The 14,757-nt window shown below is 32.5% G+C and carries 10 protein-coding genes; 1 reads left to right on the top strand and 9 read right to left on the bottom strand.

The annotated features are described in order from the left end of the window. Nucleotides 1-222: 222 nt before the first annotated feature. The 6 genes from OM075_RS15125 to OM075_RS15100 all read right to left on the bottom strand — a co-directional run bounded on the left by OM075_RS15125 (nt 223) and on the right by OM075_RS15100 (nt 7,281). Nucleotides 223-1,074 (bottom strand): aldo/keto reductase, encoded by an 852-nt coding sequence (locus OM075_RS15125; RefSeq protein WP_301191372.1) that lies wholly within the window; start codon nt 1,072-1,074, stop codon nt 223-225. A 372-nt stretch (nt 1,075-1,446) separates the two neighbouring features. Further along, nucleotides 1,447-2,598 carry an iron-containing alcohol dehydrogenase gene (locus tag OM075_RS15120; protein ID WP_301191371.1) on the bottom strand — a complete coding sequence of 384 codons (1,152 nt, stop codon included), beginning with the start codon at nt 2,596-2,598 and terminating at the stop codon, nt 1,447-1,449. A gap of 307 nt (nt 2,599-2,905) precedes the next feature. Next, nucleotides 2,906-3,748: a helix-turn-helix domain-containing protein gene (locus tag OM075_RS15115; protein WP_301191370.1), complete on the bottom strand. Its 843-nt coding sequence runs from the start codon at nt 3,746-3,748 to the stop codon at nt 2,906-2,908. Between the two features lie 274 nt (nt 3,749-4,022). Continuing rightward, nucleotides 4,023-4,229 carry a hypothetical protein gene (locus OM075_RS15110; protein WP_301191369.1) on the bottom strand — a complete coding sequence of 69 codons (207 nt, stop codon included), beginning with the start codon at nt 4,227-4,229 and terminating at the stop codon, nt 4,023-4,025. Nucleotides 4,230-4,462: 233 nt separating this feature from the next. After that, the gene (locus OM075_RS15105; RefSeq protein WP_301191368.1) at nt 4,463-6,568 is read right to left on the bottom strand and encodes a histidine kinase; all 2,106 of its coding nucleotides are present in this window, start codon (nt 6,566-6,568) and stop codon (nt 4,463-4,465) included. Further along, nucleotides 6,565-7,281, bottom strand: coding sequence for a LytR/AlgR family response regulator transcription factor (locus OM075_RS15100; protein ID WP_301191367.1), 717 nt, complete (start codon nt 7,279-7,281; stop codon nt 6,565-6,567). Before OM075_RS15100 ends, OM075_RS15105 begins: the two co-directional genes overlap by 4 nt. 209 nt (nt 7,282-7,490) lie before the next feature. Here OM075_RS15100 and OM075_RS15095 point away from each other — a divergent pair, with 209 nt between their 5' ends. Further along, nucleotides 7,491-9,347 carry a [Fe-Fe] hydrogenase large subunit C-terminal domain-containing protein gene (locus OM075_RS15095; protein ID WP_301191366.1) on the top strand — a complete coding sequence of 619 codons (1,857 nt, stop codon included), beginning with the start codon at nt 7,491-7,493 and terminating at the stop codon, nt 9,345-9,347. A 185-nt stretch (nt 9,348-9,532) separates the two neighbouring features. On the opposite strand, the gene OM075_RS15090 is transcribed toward OM075_RS15095, so the two are convergent. The 3 genes from OM075_RS15090 to OM075_RS15080 form a co-directional block, all read right to left on the bottom strand. After that, nucleotides 9,533-11,533: a T9SS type A sorting domain-containing protein gene (locus tag OM075_RS15090; protein ID WP_301191365.1), complete on the bottom strand. Its 2,001-nt coding sequence runs from the start codon at nt 11,531-11,533 to the stop codon at nt 9,533-9,535. A 543-nt stretch (nt 11,534-12,076) separates the two neighbouring features. Beyond that, entirely contained in the window at nt 12,077-13,198 is a 1,122-nt protein-coding gene (locus OM075_RS15085; protein WP_301191364.1) for a Fic family protein, read from the bottom strand. A gap of 358 nt (nt 13,199-13,556) precedes the next feature. Further along, nucleotides 13,557-14,429 carry a hypothetical protein gene (locus OM075_RS15080; RefSeq protein ID WP_301191363.1) on the bottom strand — a complete coding sequence of 291 codons (873 nt, stop codon included), beginning with the start codon at nt 14,427-14,429 and terminating at the stop codon, nt 13,557-13,559. Nucleotides 14,430-14,757 lie beyond the last annotated feature (328 nt).

Raw genomic sequence — 14,757 nt, 5'->3', positions numbered from 1 at the left:
GCTATTTTGCCATAAGCAATAACACCATTAATAGATTCAATAAGGATATTCTTGAAATAAAGAACTTACTGGCAGAGATTATTGAAGAATCTGCTCCTGAAATTAAAGATTAAAGTTAAGTCCTTAGCGATATCAACCAATACATATTTTACACCTTCTGATCTTACTGATTAATCGTGTTATGAAGGTGAAAATATGTAACATCCATTTATGGTCAAAACTTTAGTCTACCTTAACCCTATCCGGCCATATATTTGGCAATTCACCACTAAAGCCCATCTCCGGTAAATCATCGATTGTTTTCATTTCATCCTCAGATAGTTCAAAACCAAACACATCCATATTTTCCTGGATTCGTGCTACAGTGGTTGACTTAGGAATAACAACTGCTCCATGTTGAATGATCCAACGGATAGCAACCTGCGAAATTGATTTATTATGCTTTTGAGCTATATTGTTCAACACATCGCTTCCAAAGATTTTCCCTCTTGCTAGTGGAGACCAGGCTTCGATAACAATACCATGGTCTTTGCAATATTGAGTTAGTTCAGGTTGCCAATAACCCGGATGAAACTCGATCTGATTTACAGCAGGTACAACTTTAGCTGTTTGTAATAAAGCATCAAGATGTTCAGTCCAAAAATTACTGACACCAATAGATTTTATTTTCCCTTCTGCCTGCAGGTCTTCCATTGCACGCCATACTTCGGCATTTGTTTTTTGCCAATTACTATAATTTAACTCGTTGGCAGGCCAGTGAATCAGGTATAAATCAATATAATCTAACTGCAACTTTTTAAGCGATTCATTTAAAGCTCTTATGGTTTGCTCGTAACCCATATCCTCGCGCCAAACTTTGGTTGTAACAAACAATTCTGCCCTATCAATACCCGATGCTTTTATACCTTTACCAACAGCTTCTTCATTTTCGTATTTTGCAGCCGTATCAATTAAGCGATAACCACTTGCTATTGCTGTTTTAACCGATTTAACACCTTCGGTTTCGGTAGCTTTATATGTTCCAAATCCCAAAATTGGGATAATATTTTTATCATTAAGTGTAATTGTATTCATAAGTGCTAATTTACTTTAGATCTTAAAATAAGAAATTATTTAATAGTACCATTAATAATTTGACTTGAGCTTTTGTTTTATCAAATGGATCCATATTAAAATAAAAGAGGCTGCTTCCATTAAAAGAAACAGCCTCCATAAATCTAATAAACTTTAAACCTGATTTCAATATACTTTATTGATTTTAGAACTCTGCAAAGAGTGCATCCTAACTGAAAATCATTCAAAATAACCCCCCGTTATTTTTCATTTTCTTCAGGAAGAATACAACACTTTACAAGTATTTTTATTTAAAATCTGAAACTTTAACTTTTCAAATATTTAATGATATTACATCAATAAATTAAATAGACTCTCAGGTTAATATACAAACTATTCTGCGTATGCTACACCATTGAAACAAGCTCTATAAATAGCTTTGATTTCACTAGCGGTTGGTTTTTTAGGGTTAAATAATGTACATGGGTCATTTAATGCATTTTCAACCATAGTATCTAATTTTTCTTCCCATGCTTTTTCATCTACACCAGCTTCTTTAAAAGAAGGAGCAACACCAACCTGAGTTCTTAATTTTTCTACTTCTGTTGCAAAATCCTCCGCTGTTTTTTTACCAAATAATGCAGCAAGATCGTTGTATTTATCTGTTGCTGAAGCATTATATCTGATAACATTTGGCATTAAAATAGCGTTGGCACAACCGTGGGGAACTCCGAAAGTACCACCTACTTGGTGAGACATTGAGTGAACAATACCTAACCACACATTTGTAAAAGCCATACCTGCCATACAAGAAGCATCGTGCATTGCCTGACGAACTTCTGTATTATCAGGATTTTCAACTACTGTAGGAAGATTTTTAAATACTAAGCTAATGGCATCCTTAGCTAAAGCATCATTATATCTATCTGCAATATTTGAAACATAAGCCTCTACTCCATGACTTAAAGCATCTAAACCAGTATTTGCAGTTACGTTTTTAGGCATTGATTTACATAAATCACCATCAATAATTGCGATATCAGGAGTTAATTCATGAGAAACAATTGGGTACTTTGTTCCTTTCTCCCTGTCTGTAATTACTGATAATCCTGTAACCTCAGTACCAGTACCACTAGTAGAAGGAATTGCAACAAAAACAGCTTTATTACGCAATGGTTTTACAGCAAAAGGTGCAGCTAAATCTTCAAGTTTTGAATCAGGATATTCGTAATATACCCACATAGCTTTTGCTGCATCAATAGCAGAACATCCACCTAAACCAATGATTACATCTGGTTGTTCTTGCTTAAAAAATTCAGCTCCTCGTAAAACTGTTTCAATAGAAGGATCAGCTTCTACACCTTCGAAAACAGCCGATTCAATATTTGCCTCTTTAAGGTAAGCAATAGTGTTTCCTAATGATCCGTTTTTCTTTACAGAACTACCACCAGTAACAACTACTGCTTTTTTACCTTTAATTTCTTTCAAATTCTCCAAACTACCTAATCCGTGAAATATTTCTTTCGGAACGATAAACTTTGCCATTTACTTTTAATTTTAATTTGTTGATTGACTATTCAAATTTTACAATGGCAAAAGTATAGCAACAGGCGAAGATGGTTGTTACTAAAAAGGTTCATTCACTTATGAAAAAAGATCAACCTTAATTATACCACCAAAACCACTTGTACAACAATGTATCTATATTCTCATATTCAGAACTTTAGAATAAAAAGATATAAAAACAGTATTATTTTAAGAATAAATATGGTCTGATTTCAACGCACACATTTGAATACTAAACCCTAAGTAATTATATATCAACAATACAGAATAGACTGATGATAATAACTTAAGACTTTTGAAGTTCTGTTGGATTTATTCCAAACTTATTTTTGAAGGCTGCACTAAAATTTGACAGGTTTCCATAACCAAAATCCAAGTAAATATCAGATGCTGTTAAGTCTCCTTCCTGTAAGATATCGTGCGCTCTTTGCAAGCGTTTATCCTGAAGCCACTTGCCTGGCGACTCTCCAAACTCCCTTAAAAATCGTCGTTTAAAAGAAGATAGACTCATATTACATAAAAATGCAAACTCCTCAAGTTTAAGGTTGGAGTAGGCATTGCTTTCCACAGTTTTTTTAAAGGGAGAGATTTCCTTTGAAATAAGGGAGTACAAATACTTTTCAAAATCCGCTCCATACTTGGTTAATAAGTAGGTTAAAATCTCCTCAAACTTAATACTCAACATTTGAGACGAAAATTTATCCGGGATTTGACTAATATTAGATAGAGTGCTCAGAAACGACGTTATGTATTCATCATTTTCTATAATAAAAAATGAAGTTTCTTCTTTTGCTTCAGGTTCTTTTAATTCGTATTTTTTTAAGTAATCCAGTAGAATTTGTTCCGAAAAGAAAAAAAGTTTACAGAAATAGATATCGTCATTATCCAGTAATTCAGTCCACAACCAGTTTCCCTGACGGATTAATAAGGACTGATCTTTACTCACCATAGCTGTTGCATCCGCAAAATGAACCTGCTTTTTGCCCACTTGTAAAAAGCTAAACATATTCATACTCAGCTGAACTTTACTTTTTACAACATCCTCAGTCATTTTATAATCGTAAATAAACAGGTCTTTATTCTGACTATTTTCCTGTTGATATATTTCAGGTATATTTTCTATCTGCATCCTTTATGTTTTTGGCAAAATAAATTACGTTGGCATAATTTAATTGCAAATATAAAAACAGAATACATTTCTAATCGTTCTATTTTTCAATAGTGCTCATAATTCATAAAAAGAAAAGCCATAAACAAATTGCTTATGGCTTTCCAAATTTTCAATTAACTGTCGCTTTTAAACAATTAACCTTTTCATATACGTCCCCACTTTAACTATATATGCTCCTTTAGTCGGTTTAGATATTTTTTTGAATGCAGTGCTTTTAACACTTTACTTCCGGTTATGGAATAAATTTCAATTCTACTATTCGCTGCTCCATCATCCTTACTTTTACAGAGGTTGGGTTTGGACAAATGGAAATGCTTTGTACATCTTTATCTTCAACTGCTGTTGTTAAAATCATCTTCATGTGAGAGAATTCATTCTCTTGGCTCAGTTCTTCTTCTGTAATTGTTTCAGCCTTATTATGAACACCACAAACTAACATTTATACGAAACTGTATTCGCTTAAAATTTATCACCATAAAATAGTTCATTTAGATAAAAAACCACCTCACAAATTGACAATTTATAATGCCAAAAATATAAGCTATTTATAGTGTAAAAAAGATATTGTTGTTTTATTAAACCAGGTAGATGATTTCTTCAATAAAGTGGCCTGTTTATTAAATAAAGCGATTAACAAAACCTTAAATAAAATGATTGAAATATGGAGTAGGACTATTTTTTATAGGGAATAGAAATGATTATTTGAGTTCCGGAAGGTAGCTTATCTTCAATTTGAAAATCGATATGTGTTTTAAATAGTTTATTATAAATTTCAACTTGTTTGCGTGTCCACTTAATACCATTACCACCACTTCTATTATTTGCGACTTCATTTTGCATGGCTTTTTCCCTGCCTATTCCATTGTCAGTTACTGTTACAGTAATCGTATCCAGCTTTTGAATGATTACAATACTCACCAAACCTTTGTATGAAATATTTTTAAAAGCGTGTTTTATGGCATTTTCAACACTGTTTTGTATTAACAAGCGTGAAATATCAACCTTCCCCAAATCTATTGCCTTATCATAATCAATAGTATAATCAAAAAGATCCTTAAATCGAACCTTCATTAATTTTAAATAGTCAGTAACAAACTGCATTTCTTTTTCCAGACTCCAACTAACCACTTCAGAAAACGACATGGCAGAACGCATCATACTCGAAAAGCAAGTCATTAAATCATAAGCTTCATATTTATCACCTTTAAGAATTTTAGCAGAAACCAGGTTTAGTGCATTAAAGGCAAAGTGTGGATCTAACTGAGCTGTTACCAATTTTAGCTGCAGCGAAACTATTTCTTGAAGCAACTTATTTCTTTTATTAACCTGCCGTTTATAAAGATTTAAAATCAATAATATAAAACCTGTACTCAATAAATAAATGATACCCCAAAGAATATAACGAATGGAATAATAGTTATTAGTTGTGATTAAATAGGTATACAAAAAATGACGATCGGTTACTTTTAATATTTCTCCTTGTTCAATGATTTTACTTTGTACATATAAATTATATGAGTTAAAATATAAATCTGATTCAAATGAAAGCTCATGGTTTATTTGCTCAATATATAAATTGACTTTATTGGTTTTATAATCATTTGATAAATAGGCTAATTTCCCATTACTTAATTCAAAAGGAATCAATGAGGAATTAGGTAATTTTTCTGTAAAAGAGCTTTGCTGAAATGCTGTTAATTTGGGTTTATATTCATAAATATGAAACAGATCTTCTCCCTTATTACGCAATAAAAAGTGATGATTAGAATTTAAGCTTATACTAACAAGCCCGCCCCCATTAACTTCTTGCTGAACGGTCTTTTTATTGATAATCTTACCTTCAATATCTGTAGTTACAATATAGTTAGTATTACTGTTATTTTCATTAAATACAACATATTGCAAATGCTTATTAAACTCAATTGGACCTCTAACAACACAGCCAGAACCACTATATTCGATTGGTTTAGATACTAATTCCAACTTGTCGTTAAATGTAAAAATACGGGCACATGTATCCGGATAAGAATAAACAAAATCATCAGGACAATTATTGGTTGCAGGGGTTGTACTTATAAGTATTAAACTATCATCAGGAGTTAAAACAGGAGTGACAAAATGTTGGCTACCAGTATTAATGGTTGAAATCAGGGTATCATTTACATAATCATAAGCCATTATTTTTCGGGGATATAAAGAATAACAGCCATTTAATAAAAAATAGATTTCAGGAATCCCATCACCGTTATAGTCATGATTAATTATTGGACGTAAAACAAAATCTTTGACCCCGGGAACCATTCCTATCTTTGAAATAAATCTTCCATTTAAAATAACGCGCTTCGATGAAAAATCAACCGCATTTATAAACAAAGAATCTTGCTTCTGGGTAAAAACAAACACTTCCCGATTGCCATCTTTATTTATATCACAGAACACCGGCATGGTAAGATTTTCCTGTTCTGGTATTTTTCCGTAAAAATTAAATTGATGTTTTACCGAATTATTATTCCCCCAAATAAAACAACAGGCAAACTTGCCCCGGTAATCCAATACATCAATTTTCTCTTTAATTCCATTTTGATCCAGATCTTCGAAAAATGTCAGCCTTTTGTTCTGAGTAATATCTTCGGCTTTTTTCAATGTTAAATGATAAGGAGTAAACATCTCCGGCAAAAGAAATATAATAACAGCTGCAGGAATTAATGAAAGTATCCATGGACTGGATATTATTGCAAGAAAATTGATTTTATAAACCTTTTGAAAAAGACTTTTCATGATTGAAAGATCGTATTAATTTCTCTCAAAAATACTGTTGAAACATCTACTTCCATTTGTTTATTCCCACAACTAATGGTACACTTTTTTAGTTTACGGTTAATTGAAACAATATGATCCTTATTTACCATTAATGATCGATTAACCCTTACAAACATATCTTTAGGAAACTTCCCTATAACTGCACCCATATTATATGATGCCACATATTCAGTTCCATCACTTAAACATATGCAAGTATAATTACCATCAGCCTTAAAGAATACTACTTCCGCAGGATTGATGAAAATAGTTTCATTTTTTGAATTAATTAAAACTTTACCGGGTGGCGTAATTTTTAAACTATTCAAATACTGCTGCACCTTTTCTATCGTTTGTCTTAACTCTTCTCTACTAACAGGTTTTAGTAAATAACTAAATGTATTTAGTTTAATGGCTTCGGACACAAAATTTGCATGAGCACTAACAAAAACAACAGCTAAGCCTGGACTACATTCTTTTATTTTTTGCATTAAATCAAGTCCGTTAACTGTAGGCATTTGAATATCTAAAAATACCAGATCAATTTTTGAAGTTTGAATTAATGGAAAAATATCAATTGGATCAGTGGTTTTTTTAATGATATTAACCTGTTCATACTCACCCAAAAGAATCTCTAATGAATCAAGTGCATCCTGCTCATCATCTATCAATACAGTATTTATACCTGTCATAGTTATACGAATATTTCCCCTGTTTAAGAATCCGAAAATTAACAAAATCTGAACAATTCTTTTAATGATTCTAATTCAATTCTTTCTATTAACCCTATGTTAAATGAGCATGTATTAATAAATTCAATTTTTACACCTAGAAATATTTTTATTATCTTAATGGAAATTAACCTTTTAACATCATATTCATCTAATCACATCCCCCTAATATGAAAAACGCTACAACTACCTCTTTACGAAAAATCATATTTGTTGATGAAAAAAACTGTGTAAACTGTCATGCCTGTATTACAGCGTGTCCTGTTAAATTTTGCAATGTTGATAAAGGAAATCACATGTCGGTGAATCCGGATTTATGTATTGGTTGTGGTAAGTGTATTGAAGCCTGTAAACACGATGCCAGAAAACCTCTTGACGACCTGGATCCTTTTATAAAATCGCTTGACGAAGGAAATCCTTTTATTGCGATTGTTGCTCCAGCTATTGCAGCAAGTTTTCCTGAAACCTATAAATCATTTAACGGGTGGTTAAAGCACATTGGAATTGAGGCTGTTTTTGATGTAAGTTTTGGTGCTGAGTTAACCGTGAAATCATATATTGAAGCTTTAAAAAAAGAGCAAAAAACAATAATTGCTCAGCCTTGTCCTGCCATAGTTTCATACATAGAAATTTACCGTCCCGAATTAATTCCTCATTTAGCACCTGCTGATAGTCCGATGCTTCATACCATTAAAATGGTAAAGGAATTCTATCCTAAATATAAAAAACATCATGTACTCGTAGTTTCTCCATGTCTGGCCAAAATCAGAGAATTTGAAGATACCGGTAAAAACATCTTTAATGTAACTTTTAAAACATTTAGCAACATTTTTAAAGAACATGGTATTGTATTGGAACAATTTCCTGATACAGACTTTGACAACCCTCCGGCAGAAAGAGCTGTATTATTTTCCTCACCAGGTGGCTTATTAAAAACTGCAGAAAGAGAGGTTCCGGAAATAGCTGATAAAACAAGAAAAATAGAAGGTCAGAATTTAGTTTATCCTTATCTCGACAGTCTTTACAAAAACATTAAAAACGGAATTGCGCCACTTTTAATCGATTGCTTAAATTGTGAACAGGGATGCAATAGTGGCCCCGGCACCATTACCAATCATTTAAACCTTGAAGAAGTGGAGCACCTGATTGAAACCAGAAAAAAAGAAACGCTTAAGAAATACAATTCTGCCAAAGGACAAAAAACACTAAAAAAGACAATTGATGATTATTGGAAAGAAGGCTTATATGCCAGAACTTATAAAAACAAAAGCTCAAACAATCATATTATTATCCCTGTTGAAAAAGAAAAATGGGAAGTTTTTAATACGATGAATAAATTTTCGGATGAGGATATATACAATTGTTCTGCCTGTGGTTATGGAAATTGTGACGATATGGCCACTGCTATTTTCAACGGTTTAAACAGCAAAGAAAATTGCCATTATTACAAGAGCTCTGTTATTATCAATCTATCCAGATCAGTAAGCAATACTATTATTGAATTACATAAAAAATTCTCTTCCATAAATCAGATGCTGGATATATTCAAAGATCTACGAACTGAGTTTAGTGAATTAGAAACAACCATAGCCCAACAAACAAAGCTCATTGAAAAGTTTGAGAAAATTGCCAATACCATACACAAAGTTTCTGACAGAACAAATATGCTGGCTATAAATGCATCCATAGAAGCAACACGAGCAGGAAAAGCCGGATTAGGTTTTAATGTTGTTGCCAATGAAGTATTAAAACTTGCAGAAAACACCACAAAAGAAACTGTAAAAATAAAAGATAACACTAACGAAATAAAGCAGTATTTTACCTACACAGAGAAAAAGCTAAATCAATCAACTACTAAATTTACTCAGGCTTCAAAACTCTATTTGAAAGTTTCTGGTGCAATAGATGAAATGAATGATGCCATTCAGGAATTGAATAAAAAAACAATGGATTTTGCAAACAATGAATCACAAACATTGAAAAAAAATTCTTTTAAAGATGTTGATGAAAAAGAAATTCTAGTCTAAAAAATATTTTTCCGTAACAACGTCTGCTACTTTGTTATATTGATTTTAGCTAGAGATCTATGTTTCAACACTCAATATTAGATAGCGTAATCTTTAAAAATTGAGGCAAAAAAACTTCCTGCATATAAATGCAGGAAGCACACAATTAATAATCCAAATTCTAAAATTCACACCAAATTTAGTTATTATCTCTTTACAATCTTTTTAACTACTTTATTCTTTTGTCCATTGACAGCTAAAAAATAAATACCAGAACACCAACTTGATGTATCAACAAAAACTTCAGATTCCATTGAAGTCAAATTATAAATCATTTGTCCATTCATATCATATATTGTAACCTTATCTGCAGGGTCTTCAAGTGAAACTGTTAAAAAATCTCGTACCGGATTGGGCGAAATTATTACACCATCAAGCTTTTCAATATCACCAATTGCCGTTGGAACACAGTTACTTCCTATTACACCAATATCTTCAGGTGCATATATTCCTGTTGTAATTAGTATTTTATCCAATTTTGCACCATTTTCACGTGGGGCAATTGTAAAAGTATGAGCACCAACTGTTAAATCAGCCATTTCAAATAATGTCCAACCCCAATCACTATTTGCCAGTCCATTTACATAAGAAAAGTTCCCATTATCAATTGTTTTATAGAATGAATCATCGTTATAAGTAGGACAGTGCACTCTTCCAAAAATTCTGTAGGTATTAGCTTCTTCAATATTAAAGTCAAAATCGAGCAATTGAGGTTCACCGTACAATGGAGGATCGTAATTATCTATATCATATTCAACATATTGACCACTGGATGCACCTTCCTCACTTCTTATATTCCATAATGAACCCACGGTGGCACACTCAGCTTCCATCCAAATACCTACTGCATTGGGATCTTCTGGAAACGTAGAATCACCCGTACCCCACCAATTCATCCATCTTTCATAATTTATTGAAGAGTATGTTGAAGGAAATACTTCATAAGTCTCTGATAATTGATCATTTCCTTTCATAAACTTATCAAGCATATAGTTAAGTTGAGTGTTTTGTGATGTAGGAAAAGAACAATGTCCATGTCCTCCATCAATAACATAAGCAAAACGATCACTTATTCCCAATTCGTCATATATTAATTTGGTGGCCTTACTGTTTACGTAACATGATTTATTTGACAGCCAACCAAAATCTGCATTTCCTGTCACCATAAGGGCTCGTGGAGCTACTAATCCTGTCAATAAATGATGGTCGGTAGGTATTTTTGATATATTTTGTCCGGCAAAGTCACGCATGCTATTTTTAAACCAATCATAATTCGTATTTCCTAACCCTTCCACGTCTGATTGCGTTGCTGAATAACGCCAGGACGTTGCTCCTCCACCTCCTGATTCCTGAGCAATGGTTAAAGCAATACGTTCATCAAATGCCCCGGCAAACAGCGCCATCTTTCCTGCGTATGAACAACCTGTTACTGCAATATGATCTAAATCAATCGTATTACTACCAACCACACCATTTAATTTATACAAACCATCAATTAAACGGCTTATTCCCCATGACCAGGCAGCATATTCACCAGTGTTATCAATATTTTGCTCTGGATATAACTTAAAAAACGGATCATTATTTGTATATGAACCTCCCCATCCGGCATAAGTTACAACCTGATCGTGTGCAAAGTTCATCGTTGCAATACCACGACTCGAGAAATTTGATGCAGGAAGACTACCTGTTTGGCTGTTCATTCCTATTAAAATAGGATAAGGCCCTGTTGCTCCTGTTGGTATAGTAATCGTAGAAGTTAAAGTGAGTGTATTTGCTCCTACAGTTACTTTAACAGTCAGAACATTGCCCGAAAAACTTGCATCAATCTGAGACATATCAACAGTTGGTCTGTTTCCTATTTCATAATATTGAAACATGTCTAATAACTCCTGACGATGTTTTTCCCAATCGCTAGGATCTGTAGAACGAACCGGACTTACCCCTAATGGATCAGCACTCCATGCAAATGGATCCGGTAAAGGTTGAACTACCGGACAATCAGCTAAAGATGGTAAAGTAGTAGCATCTCTAACAATATCAGCACCGGAGTTTTCTGAATCATAAACTAATGGTAATTGGGCTTTTACCCAATAAACATTGAGGCAAAATAGTGCAAGCACTAAAAGCGTAAGATGTTTTTTCATAAATGTAAATTTTAAGGTTTAAAAAACTGAAATTTAGAATCTCATGTTTTCTTTAGATTTTACATTTATAAAAATAGAGTCGCCTCTATAAATCAATTTATAATAATGGATACAATACTTTAAATATTAGACACAAAAGGATTACTTTTTTGCAGAAAAGAGGAATATTTTATACTTGTAGCATATTTGGTTGATTTTCAGTTTTTTCATTTGTGTAATATTTGTTTCTTTTAGTCACATGGAGGTCGCCAATTTATTCATCCTCGTGTGTGAGAAATTTTTATCATGGCTCGTTTCATGTGTTTATTTTTTCTTTTAATTGCCACATGGAACTCGCCGAAAAAACAATCATTTTCATGTGTGAGAAAAAATTTCTCATGGCTCGTTTCATATGTCTAAATTCATTTTCAATTGCCATATCTAAAAAAAAACGCACATTATTAACACTTTACAGATTATTTACTGGAATATTGTTTAGTTCAACAAACCCACCAATCTGTAGGGTATGCAAGCAACCCTACATTAGAAGCTAAGTGTTTTTTTCTATCCTTCTAGTATTCTTATTAAATCATCATTTACGTAAAATACCTCAACTCCATCTTTTTTAGGTCTCAGAATATTATTGCTCACTAGTTCATTTACATATTTAGTCAATGTTGTCCTGGATGATTTTCCTATAATCTCTCCAATTACACTGGGTTTTATATATGGCTGACTAAATATTGCTTCATTCACTTCTTTATTATACCATTTTATTTTTCCTTTTGCATACTCCAATGTTGAATCCATTTGTGATAAAATTTCATTAATTCGAGTATTTGTCAATATCGAAGTCTTTTCTGTTGCTTCTAACATAAATTCAATCCATGATTCCCAGGAGCTGCGTTGAGTAATGGCTCCTAATTTGAAATAATAGTCTTCCTTATTTAGAATTATGAATTTTGACATATATAAAACAGGTTGACTAAGCAATCCTTTACTAATTAAATATAAAAGGTTCAAGATTCTTCCTGTTCGACCATTCCCATCCTGAAATGGATGAATAGCTTCAAACTGATAATGAGCTACACACATTTTTAATAATGGGTCTACTGGATATAAATCATCATTATTTAAGTAATCTACTAGATTATCCATTAATGATTCAATCAATCCTTCTGCTCTTGGTGGCGTATAAACTATTTCTCCTGAGCGAAACTCGCTTTCTCCTCTTTTTATTACAACCTGAGCTTGAGGAGGACGATACCCAGATGTTGTTTCTTTTATCTGGTTAAAAATCTGTTTAATTAATTCAGTATCTATCTTTTGCTTTATTTGGAGCTCTTTGTAACCGGCCCAAAGAGCTTCCCTATATTTCAACACTTCTTTTGTTGCAGGATTAATATTAACTTCCTTATTGGTATTAGATATAGCTTTATAAAGTTCATCTTCTGTTGTGAAGATATTTTCTATTTCTGAAGAAGTTTTTGCTTCCTGTAAAGCCAAAGTATTAATTAACATTAATGGATTTGGTAATCTATTTAGATTTCCATTAACTGTCGCCAATGCTCTTGATGCGGAAACTAAACGTTTTAAAATAACTGGATTATTTTCAATATCCTTATTAGGCGGTAATAATGGTAAATTATTGTAGGGATTTAGTCTGTCAAATTTTAACGCTTCCACAACTGTTCAATTTTTATTTAATTTTGGACACAATGCAAATATATGTCCAATTATTGATAAGCAATCATTTCAATGTTCATATTTTTAAGAAATTTGAACAAACACAGACAGTAAACATACATAATGAACACAAACCAACCATATGTTCAGATTTTATATTTTTTTTTGACAGCTCTACATCAATAAAGCCTAACGACTCGGCTTTGCGCAGTGTACCTGTGTTGCGCCTGCGGCAGGCATATTACGCATTAGCGCGTGTTGAACTAAACCTGCAAAGCGGGAGCTTAGGTTAAAACTAACAAAATTCGTAAGATAATTACATTGGGTATGCAAGCAACCCTACATTAGAGGCTAAGTGTTATAGGGCGTTTTTCATTCTCGGAAAAATCGTAAATAAAATCCATGTTATATTAGATATTAAAAGAAAAAACTTTGTCAGCCAAAGACTCTTGCCAGTTCTTGTTTCGTAATCACCGTTTTGCTCTTTTAAAATGACTAATTTTTCTTTATCAATCGAAAGTCCAGCATTATCAAGTGCATTAATGAATCCATCTATCTCTGCAGTACTTGAAAGTCTTTTAAGATAATTGGTCTTGAAATTATGATTTTTATAGACAGTAATTGTCGAATCAGCAAAGTTTCTTATTAATCTATCTTGTTTTTGTTTGTCATCAAATACTCTATCACTAAATCTTTCTCCAATATTAAATCCAATCCAAACATTTCTTAAATCAGAACTATCACCTGGGTTTATTAAAGGGCAAATAAAATATGAATTTACACAAATCACAGGCTCTTTCACATGATGTTCTTTTGTAACATACATAAATGATTTATCCATAAGTTGTGTTGAATTTTTTATTGAATAAAACATAGATGGTTCTGTATCAAATATATCATATGTGTTTTCAAGTTCCGTTAATTTTCCACTTTCGAAATAAACATAATATTGATAAGATATCACTGGAGCAGTCATCAAAAGCCACCCAATCAGCAAGACAAATTGTAAGTATTTGTCAGATACTTGTAGAAGTTTTAATCTTTTCCTTAGGACAAAATAAGTAATCAAACCTGAAGTCAATGCAGGAACAACACTGCCGAAAATTATATTGTCATTATCAATCAGGTGATGTTTAACCACAAATAACCAATAAATCACTGAAAATATCAGGAAATAAAGTATTGATATAATCAAGTATGGAATAATTATTTTTCTAAATCTGTATTTCATTGCCTATCTGTGTCGTGAACGCAAATGCCCTATAACGTTGGCTAGATGAAGCGTATGGCAATTTAACGAACTAAACCTCCAAAACTCCGCTGAGCCAAATCTTTTATTTGTTTTTATCTTTTCATTTCTAAAGCCAAATCAAAGATTTGGCGGTGGTCGATTACCAAACAATTTTTCTTGAAAATCACGAATGCCATATGCTTTATACTAGCGTGTTGAACTAAACCCGCAAGAGCGGGAGCTTAGGCTAAAACTAACAAAATTCGTAAGATAATTACATCTTCTACCATTATTAATTTTTAAATACAATTGTAATGAGTAGAGAATC

This window comes from Plebeiibacterium sediminum (genome assembly GCF_026013605.1).
Classification (GTDB): Bacteria; Bacteroidota; Bacteroidia; order Bacteroidales; family Marinilabiliaceae; genus Saccharicrinis; species Saccharicrinis sediminus.
The sequence above is the reverse complement of the archived record's forward strand: the minus strand, read 5'-3'. Positions and strand labels throughout refer to the sequence as shown.